The following is a 17,749-nucleotide window of genomic DNA, read 5'->3' as shown; positions in this document are numbered from 1 at the left end:
AAAATTCCTCCATCTCGCCATATGCACAAAAAAGAAAAGATCATCATCATCATTTGCCTGATCGTGACTGCGGCCGCCGGCATTTTGCATTACACGCACGCCAATGCAGTGCTTGCCTTTGCCGTTACCGCTGCGGCACTTGCCCTTTTGGCGATGATCGTCGGCGACGCCACCGAACAGCTTGGCAGTCGTCTAGGGCCCGGAGCGACCGGCGTACTGCAGTCGGGACTCGGCAATCTGCCTGAGCTATTTGTCTGCATATTTGCACTCCGCGCAGGTCTCGACCACGTTGTGCAGGCGGCCCTGATCGGCTCGATACTTGGAAACTCGGTACTGGTGCTTGGCCTCGCTCTGTTTTTCGGCGGACTCAAAAACGGAACACAACGTTTCAATTCAGAGCCGCCAAAGATGATCGTTACGCTGATGCTGCTGGCGTCCGCCGTGCTCGTTATACCGACGCTTGCCAAGGAACTGCACACTCCCGCGGAGACTCACATACTCAGCCTCGACATCTTTTTGGCTGTGATATTGCTCGTTCTGTTGGCAGCTAATATTTATTTTTCGGTCAAGGGCGACCCTGCACTTTCCATACAGGCCGAAGAATCGGGCGAACCCGGATGGTCGCTGAAACTGACCATCATCGTGCTCGCGGGTGCGGGAGTCGGGGCCGCTCTGGTATCGGACTGGTTCGTCGAGGCATTGCAACCGGCAATGGCTTCGCTCGGCATTTCGGAGGCATTTGCCGGTCTGGTCGTAGTCGCGGTCGCCGGTAACGCCATCGAAAATCTGATCGGCATTCAATTGGCTTGGCGAAACCAGGCGGACTACGCCATCAGTGTCATTCAGAATAGCTCGCTGCAGATAGCACTCGGCCTGTTCCCCGTTTTGGTGCTGCTTTCGTACGTGTTGGGCGGAGCTATTCTTACATTTGTACTGTCCCCGATGTTGGTAGCAGTGCTACTCATCGCGGTCATCGTCAGCGCCTTTATCGTGTACGACGGAGAATCTATCTGGCTCGAAGGCCTCGCACTGATCGGACTCTATGCGATCATCGCATCAGCATTTTGGTGGGGCTAGTCATAACCGCCAGCGTTGGCGTGCGGCCAGTTCGTCGAATGATATTTCGAATTTTGAGTCCAAACTAGAAGATTTTTATTGAACTCACAAAAAGGTAACATTTATGGAAACATCAGAATCAGGCTTTGAAATCACCCCATTGTCAGCCGAATCCATCGAACGCCTCGCCCAGGAGCTTAACGAAGAGGAATATCGAATTCTCTTAAACCACGGCACCGAACCGGCGTTTTGCGGGACGTTACTTGATAACAAGTTGGATGGCGTTTACGCTTGCCGCTTGTGCGGTTTGCCGCTCTTCGATTCGAAAAAGAAGTTTAACTCCGGCACCGGATGGCCGTCGTTCTATGCTCCCTTCGACAAAGAGCACCTTACCAACATCGAAGACAACGCCTACGGTATGCGACGCGTAGAGATCCGCTGTGCCCGCTGCGGCGGCCATCAAGGCCACGTCTTCCCCGACGGCCCGCCGCCGACCTACCAACGCTATTGCCTTAATTCCGCTTCGCTTGAGTTTTTTGAGAACGGCGAGGATATCCCGCAGAAAAAGTAGCAATCGTCCACTTTTTGTTAGTAGTTGGCGAAGACATCACACAGAAATATCAATGCCTACACCTACTTAGAGACAAATTTGCATGAAATCATCTCCACCGAAATTGTCGACGAAGCGGCGTCCACAATCCCCTTGAGCGTCAGAGGGGTCTTCGGTTTAAGTTGAAGAAACAACTTCGAATCAGCTACGTCAAATCTACAACGGACCTCATCCCTCGATCGGCTCAAGTCAACCAGGACCTATCGCCCCGCCGATGGCCTCGCTGATCATAGTTGGCTCCCTGTCGACCAAACCGCTTATTGTGATCTCCTTTCCATCATATTTGGTTTTGAACTTTTCCTTTGATTCCTTGAATTCCTTGGTCAAATTGCCAACGTCGATGGGTGTCGAAGAGCTAAGAGTTCCGGCACCGCAGCCGCCTAGTATTGATGTCAGCAGAACAAGCAAAATAGTTAATTTCATTCTTCTATTCTCCGTTCAGCTGTTTTCAAAACAATTGATCATGAGATCTGATTTCACAACGCAGTGATATATCTAATAAGGATCGAAATATACATAAGGATTTGTTTCCTCGCCGGCCGATCTTCTACTTCGCCGCCGGACATCCGACGATCTCGTCACCGGCAAAATAGGGGTAACTGGCTCCGTATTTGCCGGCGCCGGCATAATCCTGAATGATGTTTATGCTGAATAGGTGGCAGAACTGATGAGTATCGGAAGCGATGCGCAGCCAAGCCTTTCCGTGTTTGTAACGAGATTTTGGTATCCCAATTTCATTTGTGTCGATCAGCCAACTCGCCTCGACCAGTCCGATCTTAAGGATAGTTTTTTCCGACAAACGAACCGCCTCGGCCCGGATCATCTTTTCGTCCGCAGGATTGTGATTTGTAAAATTGGACTGGGCCGGCAGATACGTGGGCAGTTTTTTGCTTAGTGCCTCTGCCAAGGCATCGAAAGCACCATCGATCGAATGGCCCGGACAATTACGAACGTCCTCCATCTTTTTTTCCTGGAAATATTTGTCGCGATCCGGTTTCGAAAGCGCTAACGAAACATGGTCGTCGCGGTGCATTTCGAACACCAGTTGCGAATGTTTACCGTCACCATAATTCCCGACTTGAACAATGTCCTCATTAATGTCGTCAATAGCCCAACCAATCTGGGACGCTGCCTCGGTGCAACGGCCTTTTGGTCTCGTCTCGCCACTTGAGCTCCCTTGGTCATTTCGATTTGTTGAATTTTTTGGAGTTGGCTGTGACGATGTGTCGTCTGCAGGCGCCGATGTTTTCGTGTCGGGATTTTTTATTTTCGGAATTTTCGGGATCGTAATTGTAAATTGTGCCGACGCGATTGATGACCCGACGAAAAATAGTGTGATGGTTGCGAAAACTGCAAACATCGTTTTGGCTTGTGATTTCATTCTCATTTAGTCCTGTCGTTTAGATTCGATCGGTCCGGTTCTTTTGCTTTTGTCTTACAAGTTGTCGATCACTTCTCTCAAACCTGGTTCTCGCATGTGTATCTCCGGCTGCATCTGAATCCGCAGATTCTCGAAAAAGTCCTCTGCCCCCTCGAAGATTGAGAAGTACATACTTACCGGAAAGGGCATATATTGGGAGAATACGGCGAGTCCGGCGAAGATTCGTCCAAATGCCTTTGCGGACCGTTGCGGATTACTTCGGATATCGCCTCGGAGATCTGATATCGCGTACGAGATTTCTATTGCCGCTCCAATGTTCTTGATCGCGGTTTCTGGAAACGAAAGCACGTCGATCGTCTTATCGAGAGCTCCTTTGATCTCGCCCAACTTTTGCAAGTGGGCCGATCCCGCATCATCGAGAATGTCGACGGCAGTCAGAGATGCTGAGACAAATTCTAGATTTTCCTGGAGTCGCTGCTTTCCCTCCGACGTAGTCAACAAAATCATATCCATTATTAGACTCATACAATTTGCCTCCTGTTAATGACGCGTTCCGGCGTCCCGGACCCTGCGGATTTATAAGGTAAAAAGGTCTGCATTCCGGTCCGTCAATATATCCGTTCTCATTCGTGTTAAGATTTATTGTCCGAGGCAACCAGATTAAAATGATTTTCACTTTGACGTCCTGAAAATCGGGTGGAATAAAAGTGAAATTATTGTGAAAGAGCGTTATGCGTCCGAAAGTAGAACGGTATTACGAGTTCGATAATTTTCGCGTTGACCTTTTAGAGAAGACTTTGCTGTATGACGGCGAACCGGTGTCGATTACTCCAAAGGTCTTTGACGCGCTCGAAATCCTGTTGGAGAATGCTGGGCATTTGCTCGAAAAGCATGAACTGATGGAAATGATCTGGCCGGATCGCTTCGTTGAAGAAGGCAATCTCACCTCGACCATCAAAATGCTTCGCAAAGCTCTTTCCGATGACGCAAGCGAACCAAGATTTATCGAGACTGTTCCGCGACGCGGCTATCGATTTATTGCCACAGTTCAAAGGAATTTGCCGGTGGCCGGTTTGGACGCCGCCGCAGCGTCGGCACCAATCGGTTTACGATGGTCGCGAAGATCCATCGGCCTGACGCTGGTGGCTACAACTCTCCTATTGTGCACTTTGGTTTTCGGCATTCGGCTCATAAGCGATCGTGCTCCAGAAATGAGACTCGCTCCCGGAATTTTGTCTGAACCTTTTCAGTCCGAAAAATTATCCGGGTTGGGCAAGCTGCGGTACGCCGATCTTTCTCCCGATGGCAAGTTAGTGGCGTTTGTTAACGAAACTGGCGGGAAATATGGTGTTTGGCTGCGCAAGCTGGATACAGCGGAGAGCATTCAGTTAGTGGCACCGACGAATGACAACTACATCGGAATCGCCTTTTCAAGCGACGGCAATTCTGTCTACTTTGTCCGGACAACTTTCGCCCCACCGGCCAGATCAGGCGTCTTTGTGATCCCACTCCTCGGGGGCATTCCTAAACAAATACTTGGGCAAACCGAGGGCTGGATAAGCCTCTCACCGGATGGTCGGCTTATATCATTTGTACGTTGCGAACACAGAGATGATGATTTTTGCTCGTTATTCGTCGCCGACATCGACGGTCAAAACCAGCGGAAAATAGTTAGTCGCGTGAGCCCAATTCGCATAGGGGACAACCATTTTTCGCCCGATGGCAGGTCGATCGCATTTGCAAGCGGCCAATCGTGGAACGGCGGCAACGACTTTCGTCTGGCGAACATTGTTCTCGAAACCGGTGCCGAAACTGCGATCTCCGGCCGCAGCTTTTTTGACATTAAGAGCTTTCGGTGGCTGCCCAACAGTAAAAGCATACTACTCGCGGCGATGGAAAATCTCGACCAACAATCAAGCATATTCCGGGTTATGACGGCAACTGGGGAAACCGAGCGTCTCACGCGGGATGCGGCAAGTTACTCGGAAATCAGTCTCGATAAGATAGCCGACAGAATGATCGCCGTCCAGAAAACAAATACGTTTCAGCTCTTTTTGTCATCCGGCGGCATAACGAGAATACTGGCCCCGGCTCGCGAAGTAGTTTTTGCGCCGGACGGAAAGATCATCTATTCGGCCGACGATAATGATATTTGGAGCATTAATCCGGACGGTACCGGCCAACGCCAATTGACAAACAATACTTTCAAGGATTTCTCACCGCGGGTGTCGCCTGACTCACATTCTATATACTTCGCATCGAACCGCACCGGTACAAATCAAGTCTGGCGGATGAGTGCGGATGGCAGCAATCCGATCCAATTGACGCGGACCGAAGGCGGTTACCCGGTTTTCGTCTCACCGGATGAAAAATGGATCTATTACGAATCGGGCCTGCACCAAACCCTGTGGCGGGTCTCCGCTGATGGACTCGACGAAAGAGAGGTCGTTATGGAGAAAATGTTTCGCCCGACAATTTCACCGGACGGCAAGTACGTAGCGTATTTTTTTCGTGACCGAGAAAAAGACAATCGAATGAAGATCGCGGTCCTGACCACCGTTGATAGAAATATAGTCAAGATCCTGGATCTGGTCGACGAGCAATCACGTCCGGTCAAGATCGATTGGTCAAAAGATAACCTGACCTTAAACTACGTGACTAATAACGGCGTGAAAAATTCGCTCTGGTCACAGTCGTTGGACGCGGCCGCACCGCAATTCGTCGCCGATCTTGGCGATATGGAGGTCGAGGATTTTTCCCTTTCTCTCGACGGCAATTCGGTTGCCTATACACGCGGCGAATGGCTAAACGATGCGGTTTTGATCGGAGGGCTAAAGTGAGACTCGGGAACAAATCGGTATCGGGCCTGCTATTTTGTCGATTCTCATATGGCGTCTTTGACCGACTTTAAGTACATTGCACTTACGCTTTCGGCTGATGTTGCGAAATTGTTGTCTTCCATACTGCCCCATCGTGAGAGCGATCCTGCTTGCCGTGTCGATGCAGTGATACGGTGCAGGATTTCGATACTAGGATCTTTCATTAAACTTCTCCGGACATTGACCTTCTGCCTCGATGCGATGAAGCGAAAGCGTGATGTCTTTTGGCCCGTTCGCCGTCCGTGGGGTTTAGCCAGGCGGCGATAGCGTCATTTTGTACCTGGTGAGCTTTGGTGTCAATCAATTTGTTCGCGGCCGGAGTTGTAGCTCATTTTTATTTTTGTTGCATAGATAATATATTGTATGACACACAATATCTGTGAGATAATTTTATTGTAGGCTCGGACGGCACGTTCTGCCGCTTTGGGTTTGATGTTTGAAAATACTTGCAATAACGAAAGAACTCGGGAGAAATGGCGAATAACGAATGTCGAATACGGAATAGCAACAGTCGCTGTTTGTAACCGAAAGAAAAAGGGCAGGTTTAGCTGAAAACAGCCGTGCCATTTTTGAAGCGGTGTTACTTGCACAACGTAAAAATGGCACGATTTGTCGCTGCAAATGCCCTGGTGGCAATGGGTTACAAGCGGACCGCATGTGCAAAAATGGCACGATTTATGGCACGAATTTTGGCACGACTAGGCTTTTGCCTTACGCAGAGTCCGAATAATCAAAGAGGCGAGCCAATGCACGGCTAGCCTCTCTTATTTCTCTGTCTCGCGGCGGTGGAAATTTGACTACTTTCGATCCTTAAAGCTGTCAAATAACCTCGTGTGACGACTCGTCAGCGGCACCATTCGTCCGCCGATGAATACATACTTCACATTGGTGCGGGCGTCGAGGATATCGCCGTCTGCGACCACCAGATTTGCCATCTTGCCCGTTTCGATCGACCCCATTTGGCTATCGACGCCTAGGACCTGGGCTGCATATAGAGTTACGGATTTTAACGCGTCGTCCTTAGACAAGCCGAAGGCACCGGCCAGGCCCGCCTGGTAGGGCAGATCGCGAACAACCGCATTCTCGCTTCCGGTACCGATGCAAAACTTGACGCCGGCCGCCTGCAACTTCATCGGAGCTTCAAATAATTCGTCGTACGGATCATCATCGCGAACCGGAAGGGCATAGATATTGGTATAGATCACTGAGATATTGTACTTTTTCAGATCATCCGCCGCCTTCCACGCCTCTTGTCCGCCAAAGATGATTCCCTTCAATTTCATTTCGCCGACGAATTTGGCAACAGAGCGAATATCGCGTTCCCTCTCCGCAATAAAGATCATCGGCTTTTCGCCACGAATGTACGGTTCCATCGCGTCATATCGCTGGTCTTCGGCAACGTAGGGTAATGTTTTGTCCTTAGCGTATGCATCTCGGGCACGAAGGTAGTTTTGGGAAGCTGTGAATAGCGTTTTCAACTCATCGATCTGGGCGTCGCGACGCTTGACCGCCTCGCTAAACTCTAACGGAGGGCCGCCAAATCTGCCGCCAAATCCTCCACCGGTCGAAATACGCGGAAAATTGATCACGAGGCCAAACTCACGAACGACCGCCATCTCATCCTGTGTAGCACCGTTCAGATTTATGATCGCCCCCTGTCCGGCGATCAAGCCGCCGATCGGAAACGACATTACCGTTGTGATCCCATTGGCACGAGTCACATTGACGTAAACGGAATGCGGATTTATGCCCTTTATCGCCTTAGCATTGGCGTTCATCGTGCCGACCTCAGACACGTCGACAGAGGCATTTACGCCTTGGCCGATCTCAGAGAGGCCGATTTTGGTTCCGGCATCGATCATTCCCGGAAAGACACTGAGGCCCTTGCCATCTATCTTTTCTGCTCCGGCGGGAACAGCAATACCTGATCCGACCGCGGCGATCTTGCCATTCTGGATCACCACTGTTCCGTTTTCGATCGTCGCACCCGACACCGTCACCACGCGGGCCCCGACGATCGCAAATGTCCCGGCACGTCCGGTCTGATTTTGTTCCGATCCGTCATTCTGCGCATCTACGGACGACGATGCTCCGATGGCAATGACTGATAAAAGCAGTGTGAGGCACCATTTGGATCTAAGCGTTTTCAATTTTGAGTACATTATCGGTTGCCTCCATCGCTGTATTCGGCGTCATCGCGGTCACCGCGGCGACGCTCGGACGGGATCCGCGGTTGGCCGCCGCCGGTGCCCGGCGCTTTATTGACATCAAGCTTTTCGAGCGACTCACGCTCCTTTGCCGTATCAATACGCATTTTCGCGTCCGCGGCTCGGTCAAATAGCACTTCGCCCTCGACGATCGTGGTCAACACCCGCGAGTAAACGCTGAAGGGATGTCCGCTCCAAATGACAATGTCGCCGTCCTTACCGACCTCGATAGAACCCGTGCGTTTGTCGATGCCGAGTTGCTTGGCCGGATTCAGTGTGATCATCTTGAGAGCCTCTTCCTCAGGAACATTGCCATACTTGATCACCTTTGCGGCCTCGAGATTTAAGCGTCGCATACGCTCATCATCGTCCGAGTTGATCGACACGACTACGCCACTCTTCCACAATATATATGCGTTGTAGGGGATCGTATCGTACGCCTCGAGCTTGTAGCCCCAATAATCTGTGAATATTGAGACGCCCGTGCCACGCTTAGCGATCTCGGGGGCGATCTTGTAAGCCTCCAGTCCGTGCTGGAGGGTAGCGATCTTGAATCCAAATTCATCTGCCAAAAGCATCAGATTGAGGTGCTCGTCCGACCTGTATCCGTGGGCGTGGACAAGCCGTTTGCCCTCGATCACTTCGACAAGGGGTTCGAGCTCCAGATCTTTGCGAGGAGCGACCTTTATCTTGCCCGCCTTAAAGTCGGCCCAAGCTTGTCGGTAGTCTCTGGCCCGAAGGAATGCATCGCGCATTGTTTCGATGACGCCCATTCGCGTGCGGGGGTAGCGAACAGTGGCCCCGGGCTGGGCAAACGAAGTCGAACGCTTAACGTTTTCGCCCATCGCAAATTTGATCCCAGGCGGTGCGTCCGGTATCGGATAATCCTCGACCGGATGACCCCATTTGAATTTGACCGTCGTATTCTGGCCGCCGATCGGGTTTGCCGATCCGTGCAGCAGATTTGCGACCGTAACGCCGCCCGCAAGTGCCCTATATATCGCGATATCAGTCGGATTGAGCACATCGCGGGTCCGTGTCATTGATGTGACCGAATAGACGCCCTCGTTGATCGCGTCGAGCATCGTATGTGAATGGCAATCGATGATGCCGGGCGTTACATATTGCCCTTCGGCATTGATAACGCGTGTCGTCGCCGAGGCAGAAAGATTCTTGCCGATCTTGGCGATCTTGCCGTTCTGGATCAAAATGTCGGTATTTTCAAGCGTGCCTTTGACCGCGGTCATCACGGTCGCATTTTTGATCAATACGTCCGACTTTGACTGCCCCAAAACAAGCGTCGGCGAGATCATACCTAACGCGGTCAAAATTAGAATTACGAGAATTTTTCTCATCACTATTGCCCTTAATTACTCTTGCCTTTTTTTTAACTGTCGACTGATATCTACGGGTTTTTGGTGCCGGAGAACGGCACAATGCCCTGCGGCGAATCGATCGAACCGCTGATCTGATCACCTGTCACCTTGCCGCTGACCGTGATGTCGATCGCTGCTCCGCCAAATTCGACACTGCTGGCAAACGAAAAGCCCTCGGGTGAGACCTTGCCGCTACGGATCTGCGAACTGCCAAGTTGTGAGACCATCGTTCCATTTAATGCGGCGCCGACCTGTACAAATGTCAGCGTCGCCGCCATTGGCTGGCCGGGGATGTCGATCGTTACAGCGTAGGTGCCCGAGATACCGGCGGTTGGAGCAACGTTACCGCCATTCCGTGTGCCGCCAGCTTCGCGTTTCGGCTGTTCCTTTTGCTCGTAGTACTTCCCATCGACAAAAACGTGTGAAACATATCTGTCTTTTCCGAAAACGTCGCCTTTTACGACAACGAGGTTGGCGATCTTGCCGGCCTCGATCGAGCCGGTCGTCTTATCTACGCCGAGTATTTCGGCGGACCCAAGCGTCATCGCCCGGATCGCGGCATCCTTGCTTAAACCGGCTTCGACAGCCTTGCCGGCATTTGTGAAAAAATCACTAAGCGACCGCATATTGTCGGACTGAAACGCAAATTTCACTCCCGCCGAGGCCAGTTTTGATGCACATTTTGAAGCTTCGGCCCTCGAACGCAATGTTTCCATCGACTCAGGATCGGCATCCGGCGAAGCAGTCGTTGTTCGCTTCGGAAAATTTAATGTAAGCAGTACCGTGACGTTTTGAGCCTTGAGACGGTCGGCGACTTTCCACGCTTCGGCTCCGCCGGCGATCATCCCGTTGAGTTTGAATTCTTTTATAAGGTCCAGAGCCCGAATAATGTCGATCTCGCGGTTGGCCGTAAAGACCACAGGGGTATCACGGTTGATCGCCGGATATAGTGCCTCTAACGAACGGTCCGCGGCAGGGCGTTTCATTCCCCTCGGATTCGCTACGTACATCTTTTCGATATCTTGCTGCCGTTGTGCGTCATAGAATATCTGACGGATCGCCGCAAACGTGCCTAAGAGTGAACCGGGATATTGCCCGCCGCCGATCGTTGTGAATGTAATGTGCTGTGCGAATGGCGATCTGATAATCATAGCCGAAACGGTATCGCCCGTGAGATCGATTAATGCAGAACGACCGTTGAAGATTCCGACCCGGCCAGTAGTCAAGACCGTCGTAAATCCGGCGTTTCGATTCGCCTCAAACTGCGAATCACCGGCACGGAGATCATCGATCGCCTCATCCTCCGGTCTCATTCCCGCCGGATAGACCGAATTTGACGTCGGGGCGGTTGCTGGAGCCTGTGACATCTGTCCGCCGCCCTGACCGCCGGTTCTCGCCGCTGCCGCCGGCATGCCGAGATTGGTCATTGCGTCAATAAATCCCGGATATACCGTCAGACCGCTTGCATCGAACACCTGAGCGTCTGCCGGTACGGAGACATTTGGCCCGACGGCCTCGATCAGTCCGTTTCTGACGACTACCGTCCCCTTGTCGATGGTCGTGCCGGAAACCGTTACGATGCGTGCATTGGTGATCGCATAACTCTGAGCCTCGGCCCGGTTAGCAAAAAACAAGCTTATCGCCGCAAATGCGAACAAAAAGAGCTTTGATCTCATAACTTTCCTAAATTCTTAATTTTTGGAGTCTGCGTGAAATTACTGTTACGGAGAGAATATAGAAAAAGTTTCAGAACACAAAGACACAGTTTGCGATTGCGAACCGTCAGTCCTGCACGCCACGTTGTTTGCCCTTGAGCTCCAATTCGAGTTCAAGTAGTTTTCGTTTTCGTTCAATGCCCCAACGGTATCCACTTAGCTTGCCGTCAGCGGCCACGACTCGGTGGCAAGGGATCACAACCGCAACACGATTGGTCGCACACGCACGGGCAACGGCACGAACCTTTTTCTTGTCCCCGAGCATTTCTGCGATCTGACCATACGAAACTGTTTCGCCAAAAGGTATGCGTCTCAGCAACTCCCAGACCTGCAACTGAAAGGCCGTCGCCCGGACATCGAGCGGCAATGCAAAAGGACTTTTATCGCCGGCGAGGTGTTCAAGTACTTCCTGAACATATCGTTTCAGTATGGCCACATCTTCAGCAATATCAGCATTTGGATACTCTAACCTCAGGTTTTGCACAAGCTCAGTATCTGTATCTGCAAAAGCCACGGCACAGAGTCCGTTTGATGTCGCGGCGACCAAAAGGCGGCCAAGCTTACAATCTGTTACCGTGTAATTTATCATCATTCCCTTACCGCCCTTCTTATATTCACTTGGCGTCATCCCCAGGCTTTCCCACGCCTTTTCATACAGCCGGCTACTCGATCCAAAGCCCGATTCGTATATCGCGGTCACGATATCGCTGCCGCCGCGGACCTGACGCTTGAAACGCTCCATCCGCTTTGCTTCGGCATATTTCTTGGGACTGACACCAATGATCTGCTTAAAACTCCGCTGTAGGTGGTACGGACTTACGTCCAGTTCACTCGCGAGACGGTCCAGAGTCACGGCATCATTTGCATCGATCAGCTCGCAAGCACGCAATATCTTGACTGTCCGCGTATCGGGCTCACCCATATTTTGTGGAACACACCGGAGACAGGCTCTGAAACCGTCGTCCTCCGCCAGTTTTGCGTTGGGATAAAACTCGACGTTCTCACGCTTCGGCAACCGAGCCCGGCAAGACGGTCTGCAATATATCCCTGTTGTCCTTACGCCGAAAAAGAATACACCATCAAACCGCGAATCATTTGCTTCTACCGCCTGCCAAAAGATCACGTTTTCCATAACTTCAGAGTTTATGCGTAATCAAATATGAAATCTATCCGAAAATTGCGGTTGAATTTTTGATGTATAATATATCAATGAGCTCGATCATTCTCTTTGACGGCGTATGTAACTTCTGCAACGGCGCCGTTAACTTCATTATTCGACACGACAGCGAAAAGAAGTTTAGATTTGCTCCGCTGCAGTCCGAAATAGGCCAGCAATTGAAAAAAGAGCACAATATTGGGGACGACATCGATTCGATAATCTTAGTCGAGGGTGAGCGGGCATATACGCACTCCACCGCTGGCCTGCGAATCGCGAAAGGCCTGGGAGGCATCTGGTCGGTTGGATATGGGTTTATCATCGTGCCGGGATCTATCCGTGATCTGGCTTACAGGATCTTCGCGAAATATCGCTACCGACTGTTCGGCAGGCAAGACGCGTGCATGCTGCCAACTCCGGACGTTAGAGAACGATTTTTCGGGTGATGATGGTTGTGGCGAGATTTAGATCAAGGAGTTAATAATAGAAATGAAAGCAATATGGAACCGGACGATTTTGGCAGAGAGTGACAAAACGATAGTTGTCGAAGGGAACCATTATTTTCCCGCCGACTCGCTAGTCAAAGAACATTTTTCACCTTCGGAGACACACACGGTCTGCGGGTGGAAAGGCACGGCAAGCTATTACGATGTTGACGCCGGCGGTACCACCAATAAGGACGCTGCTTGGTACTATCCGGACGCCAAATCTGACGCTAAGAACATCGAGGGATACATAGCCTTTTGGAAGGGAGTAACTGTTATCTAGGCCCCTAAATCGTAAAATCGTGGGACAATGGGACAAGTTACATTAATTGCTTTAATCACAGCATTTAACCTGTCCCACCTTTTGTCCCGCTTTAATGTGCCGTGGGACAAAACTTTACTAGACTTTACTTTAAGTATTAGATCTATCAGCATTATTTACAATAGTTTACAACGCGTAGGCTATCTAACGACATTGGACCGGTTAATGTAATGGCTTACTCGCTCGAAACACTCGAATTTGCACGGCTGCTGGAACTGGTTAGCCGTAACGCCCAGACGCCGATGGGGGTCGATCGTTTTGCTTTACTTCGTCCGTTTACCGACCGTCGATCGCTTGAAACTTCCCTTTCGGCAATATCGGAAACGATCAAACTTAACGAAGAAAAACAGGTGACGTGGTCATTCAGCGGGCTCGGCGATCCATCGGATGCAGTAGCGATCCTGAAGATAAACAACGCGACACTCGAGCCGACATTAATCCTTGAGATCTCACGAGTTTGCAATCAGGCACTCTTCGCAAGGTCGGCGATCCAACCGGAAAAGGAGTTCGTGCCGACGTTGTGGCAGATCGTCGAACATATCCCGCCGACGCTACTCGCGGTGATCGACCGCATTAATAAAAAGCTCTTGCCGGGCGGCGAGATCGATGACAAAGCATCGCCGGAACTCGCCCGTATTCGCCACGAGATCAATCTGCAACGAGGTCGCCTAACCAAGTCGCTCGAGTCCGCAATGCGTGCTGCCGGCAATGCCATTCAGGACGAGATCGTCACGATGCGCAACGATCGATTTGTAATACCCGTAAAGGCCGATTTTCGCGGCAAGGTTTCGGGCGTCGCCCACGGCTTTTCGTCGTCGGGGTCGACCGTATTTGTCGAGCCATTGGATGCGATCGAGGCTAATAACGAGCTTCAAAACCTTAAAGGCAAAGAGGAGCGCGAGATCGCCCGTATCTTGTTTGCACTTACCGAAGAGCTTCGCGAGCAACTTCCGGCCGTCGAACTCGCCGTCGAGGCCGTGGCCGAACTCGATTTTATCAAAGCAAAGGTCGAATTTGCACGCAAATTCCGTGCTGTCGTGCCCGAGATAACCGGCGACAAAACCCTCGACCTGACCGATGCCCGGCATCCGCTACTGTCAGCCCCACCTGCGTTAGCGGGGGGCCAGAATATTAACGAACTGCCAAGTACGCGGTCGCCCGTTTACGCAGGCGACTCTGACTGGATCGTACCTAACTCGTTCACGCTAACTGACGGACGCCCGGTGATGATCATTTCGGGTGCCAATGCGGGCGGCAAGACCGTAGTTCTCAAGACCGCAGGATTGCTGAGCCTGATGGCGATATCGGGGTTGCCGGTACCCGCCAGTGAAGCTCGAATCCCCTTTTACCGCTCAGTTTTAGCGGATATCGGTGACCACCAATCGCTCGCCGCCAATCTCTCGACGTTCTCGTCGCATATGTCGAATATCGCTTCGATGATCGGCGAGTGTGAACCGCCGTCACTCGTCCTGCTTGACGAGGCCGGCACCGGCACGGACCCAGAGGAAGGCTCGGCTCTCGGCGTTGCCATCGTCGACCATTTTCGCCAAAAAGGGGCCCAAGTCATCGCTTCGACACATTATCGAGGCCTGAAGATGTACGCCGCCAATGACCCGAGCGTGATCAATGCATCCGTCGAATTTGACGAAAAGACCTTGCGGCCGACTTACAAACTACTGCTCGGCCTTGCCGGTGCGTCGTCGGGGATCGAGATCGCTCGGCGGTTTGGCATCACTCAGCCCGTCATCGACGACGCCCGCAGACATCTCGATATTTCAGCTCAGGAGGCCGAAATCTATCTCAAAAAGCTCCAGACGGAGACCAAGATCGCGACCGACCTTCGCATCGCGCTTGAGGAGGAACGCGAGGCGACGGCGATGAAATATGCTGCTCTCGAGGTTGAAGCCGTAAAAAAGGAAAAAGCCCGGCAGAAAGAGTTCGAAGGCGAGCTTGCCAAGGCAGTCGACGAATTTGACCGCCAGTCAAAGGCGTTTATCCAGACCATCGAGGACAAGGCACTAAAAACCCGCCTCGACAAGGAACGTCAATCGCGAAAGGCCGAGTTGAACCGTGCGGTTATGGCCAAGGTCGGAAGCTCATCGCGTGGTGGTAGTTTACACAAGGGTCCGGGATCAAATTTGCACAACCCAACGTCGATACCCGCAGACACTCCATTGACGGTTGGATCACGGGTGTTCACCTCATTCGGTAATGTGGGCGTTATCGAAAAGCTCGATCGGGATGTCGCCGAGGTACTCGTTGGCGGTATGCGACTGCGTGAGAAAGTCGCAAACCTCCAACTCGCCGAAACAGAATCTCCGCCGTCGGGCAACGTGCCTTCAAAAGATCGGGGCTCTTTGATAACGCGTGATGTCGACGGTGGCGATGCCCCCGCCGAACTCAACCTCATCGGCAAGACCACGGCAGAGGCGGAGTATGAGATCGATCGTTTTCTCGATGAAGCGTATATGTCCTCTCTGCCCCGCGTCCGCATCATCCACGGCTTTGGCACAGGCGCACTAAAGAATTACGTTCATCACTTTTTGAAGAACAGTGATATGGTCGATCGTTTCGAATTCGCCCCTTCATCACAGGGCGGCCACGGCGCTACAATTGCTGAGTTAAAGCAATAACGAATGCTCTACCCACAATATTTCATTGACGATCTGAAAAACCGTGCCGATTTAGTGCGGATAATACAGCCGTATGCTCAGGATCTGAAGAAGAAAGGGGCGAATTGGATGGCGTGTTGTCCGTTTCATCAGGAAAAGACTCCGTCATTCTCGGTCAATCCGAGCAAGGGTTTTTACAAATGTTTCGGCTGCGGCAAGGGCGGTACGGCATACAACTTTCTGATGGAGATGGAGGGATTGAACTTCCCTGAGGCGGTCAAGCGTGTCGCCGAGATCTCGGGCGTGATGCTGCCGGAGCCGATAGATGATGCGAACTATGAACGCGGCCGAAAGCAGCGTGAGGAAAAAAAGCAGTTGGCTGATCAGATCATCGAGCTCAATCAGATCGCACTCGATCACTGGGAAAAAGAGCTGCAAGGCAAAAGTAAAAAGGCAAAAGAGGCTCGGGCTTATCTCGAGACCCGAGGCATCTCAGACGAGGTTCAAAAACAGTTTCGCATCGGCTTTGCACACGATAGCTGGGATGATCTGCTGTCTGTTTTACGCGATTACGGTGCCGACGAAAAACTCATCGTACAGTCCGGCCTTGTCTCCGTAAACGAAGAAAAAGAACGCACCTTTGACCGTTTTCGCGGACGGATAATGTTCCCTGTTCTTGACGTTAATGGCCGTCCGGTCGCCTTTGGTGCACGTTCGCTCGACCCAGAGGACCAGCCAAAATATCTCAACTCGCCCGAGACGCCCGCCTACACTAAGGGCGAGCATCTTTATGGCCTGTTTCAGGCGAAAGACGAGATCCGCAAAAAGAAATTCGCCATCCTAGTCGAAGGTTATCTCGACCTGATTGCCCTCGCCCAGTTTGGAATAACGAACGTCGCTGCCAGCCTCGGCACGGCCTTTACGCCTCAGCAAGCCAAAGTGATTAAACGGTTTACAGAAAACATTGTAATTACTTATGACAGTGACGAGGCAGGAGCAAAAGCAGCAAAGAAGATCATGAGTTCATTGCTATTCGCTGGATTCGAATTGAAAGTACTGCAGTTACCCGACAAGCTTGACCCCGATGACTTCATCCGTAGGGACGGGGCTGAAAAGTTTAATCAGTTGCGTGGGCAAGCACCGTCAATTCTGGACTTTCTCATTACGAGGATGCCAACAGAATACAATCTTTCCAATAATCAGCAACGGATCAAGTTCATTGAAGAGGTGATGCCGATTTGTGCCTCGTTTCGAAGCACCAACAAGGGACGTGCTGCCCATCGACAGTTTTTCGATCAACTAATGCTTGCTATGCGAGTCGATGATCCCGGAACGCGTCGTGAATGGTGGAATTCAATGAAGGAAGCGGTTCGTACGGATGCGCGAGGCAATCAGCCTATTGAGATTACAGGGATCCGCAAAGCACCTAGAGGCAAGATCACTATCGCAGAACGCCGTTTGTTGGAACTACTCGTTTTTGACCGCGACCTTCGTGACGCTATCATTCCGCAACTTGAGCCCAGCGATTACCAAGACCTTGCTACAGCCGAGCTTTTCGATGCATTTATTGCTATCACTCGCGATAAAATGGATGTTTCGCAAGAGACGATCCTCGAGCATATCGGCGACGATGAAACGTCTGTCGACCTTGCCCATCTGCTGCTAAAGGGCGAACCGAGACGCGAAAAGGACGAGGTGATGGACGCAGTCCTTACCGAAGCGGAAAATTGCGTATTCACACTTAGAAATATGGCGATCGCAAATCGAATTGTTGAGATCAGCCGCGACGCTGTTATGGCTGAACAGTCGGGCAATAGCGAGCTTTTTAGCCAACTCACCTACGAACAGCTCGAACTCGAAAAAATAAGGCGTGAATTACAGCGGCAGACCACTGAATTGTGATATAATTTGGTTTTTTAAACCCGCCGGTGGGAATGAAACTATTTCCAC

15 protein-coding genes are annotated in these 17,749 nt (G+C 51.4%); 7 read left to right on the top strand and 8 right to left on the bottom strand.

What is annotated here, in order from left to right:
* The first annotated feature begins 21 nt into the window (after nt 1-21).
* Nucleotides 22-1,077 (top strand): calcium/proton exchanger, encoded by a 1,056-nt coding sequence (gene cax, locus IPQ00_05595; protein MBL0240037.1) that lies wholly within the window; start codon nt 22-24, stop codon nt 1,075-1,077.
* 103 nt (nt 1,078-1,180) lie between these two features.
* On the top strand, nt 1,181-1,627 hold the full coding sequence (msrB, locus tag IPQ00_05590) for a peptide-methionine (R)-S-oxide reductase MsrB (protein MBL0240036.1): 447 nt from the start codon (nt 1,181-1,183) through the stop codon (nt 1,625-1,627).
* 228 nt (nt 1,628-1,855) lie between these two features.
* On the opposite strand, the gene IPQ00_05585 is transcribed toward msrB, so the two are convergent.
* The 3 genes from IPQ00_05585 to IPQ00_05575 form a co-directional block, all read right to left on the bottom strand.
* Nucleotides 1,856-2,089: a hypothetical protein gene (locus IPQ00_05585; protein ID MBL0240035.1), complete on the bottom strand. Its 234-nt coding sequence runs from the start codon at nt 2,087-2,089 to the stop codon at nt 1,856-1,858.
* 124 nt (nt 2,090-2,213) lie between these two features.
* Nucleotides 2,214-3,047 (bottom strand): hypothetical protein, encoded by an 834-nt coding sequence (locus tag IPQ00_05580; GenBank protein ID MBL0240034.1) that lies wholly within the window; start codon nt 3,045-3,047, stop codon nt 2,214-2,216.
* 54 nt (nt 3,048-3,101) lie between these two features.
* Entirely contained in the window at nt 3,102-3,560 is a 459-nt protein-coding gene (locus tag IPQ00_05575; GenBank protein ID MBL0240033.1) for a hypothetical protein, read from the bottom strand.
* Nucleotides 3,561-3,778: 218 nt separating this feature from the next.
* On the opposite strand from IPQ00_05575, the gene IPQ00_05570 reads away from it, so the two are divergent.
* Nucleotides 3,779-5,887, top strand: coding sequence for a PD40 domain-containing protein (locus IPQ00_05570; GenBank protein ID MBL0240032.1), 2,109 nt, complete (start codon nt 3,779-3,781; stop codon nt 5,885-5,887).
* A gap of 44 nt (nt 5,888-5,931) precedes the next feature.
* Here IPQ00_05570 and IPQ00_05565 read toward each other — a convergent pair whose 3' ends face one another.
* The 5 genes from IPQ00_05565 to ada form a co-directional block, all read right to left on the bottom strand.
* Nucleotides 5,932-6,090, bottom strand: coding sequence for a hypothetical protein (locus tag IPQ00_05565; GenBank protein ID MBL0240031.1), 159 nt, complete (start codon nt 6,088-6,090; stop codon nt 5,932-5,934).
* Between the two features lie 633 nt (nt 6,091-6,723).
* Nucleotides 6,724-8,088 (bottom strand): amidohydrolase family protein, encoded by a 1,365-nt coding sequence (locus tag IPQ00_05560; protein ID MBL0240030.1) that lies wholly within the window; start codon nt 8,086-8,088, stop codon nt 6,724-6,726.
* Complete coding sequence (locus tag IPQ00_05555; GenBank protein ID MBL0240029.1) at nt 8,088-9,488, bottom strand: amidohydrolase family protein; 1,401 nt, start codon at nt 9,486-9,488, stop codon at nt 8,088-8,090. The genes IPQ00_05560 and IPQ00_05555 overlap by 1 nt, the downstream gene beginning before the upstream one ends.
* Before the next feature lie 50 nt (nt 9,489-9,538).
* Nucleotides 9,539-11,185: an amidohydrolase family protein gene (locus tag IPQ00_05550; protein MBL0240028.1), complete on the bottom strand. Its 1,647-nt coding sequence runs from the start codon at nt 11,183-11,185 to the stop codon at nt 9,539-9,541.
* Between the two features lie 106 nt (nt 11,186-11,291).
* A complete protein-coding gene (gene ada / locus IPQ00_05545) occupies nt 11,292-12,356 on the bottom strand; it encodes a bifunctional DNA-binding transcriptional regulator/O6-methylguanine-DNA methyltransferase Ada (protein MBL0240027.1) in 1,065 nt (354 codons plus the stop codon).
* Between the two features lie 77 nt (nt 12,357-12,433).
* Here ada and IPQ00_05540 point away from each other — a divergent pair, with 77 nt between their 5' ends.
* The 4 genes from IPQ00_05540 to IPQ00_05525 all read left to right on the top strand — a co-directional run bounded on the left by IPQ00_05540 (nt 12,434) and on the right by IPQ00_05525 (nt 17,701).
* Nucleotides 12,434-12,826: a thiol-disulfide oxidoreductase DCC family protein gene (locus tag IPQ00_05540; protein ID MBL0240026.1), complete on the top strand. Its 393-nt coding sequence runs from the start codon at nt 12,434-12,436 to the stop codon at nt 12,824-12,826.
* Nucleotides 12,827-12,869: 43 nt separating this feature from the next.
* A complete protein-coding gene (locus IPQ00_05535; GenBank protein MBL0240025.1) occupies nt 12,870-13,148 on the top strand; it encodes a DUF427 domain-containing protein in 279 nt (92 codons plus the stop codon).
* 209 nt (nt 13,149-13,357) lie between these two features.
* Nucleotides 13,358-15,820 carry a Smr/MutS family protein gene (locus IPQ00_05530; GenBank protein ID MBL0240024.1) on the top strand — a complete coding sequence of 821 codons (2,463 nt, stop codon included), beginning with the start codon at nt 13,358-13,360 and terminating at the stop codon, nt 15,818-15,820.
* A 3-nt stretch (nt 15,821-15,823) separates the two neighbouring features.
* Nucleotides 15,824-17,701, top strand: a complete 1,878-nt coding sequence (locus tag IPQ00_05525) for a DNA primase (protein MBL0240023.1) — start codon at nt 15,824-15,826, stop codon at nt 17,699-17,701.
* Nucleotides 17,702-17,749 lie beyond the last annotated feature (48 nt).

The organism is Chloracidobacterium sp., from assembly GCA_016720705.1.
Classification (GTDB): Bacteria; Acidobacteriota; Blastocatellia; order Pyrinomonadales; family Pyrinomonadaceae; genus OLB17.
This window is presented reverse-complemented; position numbering and strand designations above follow the sequence as displayed.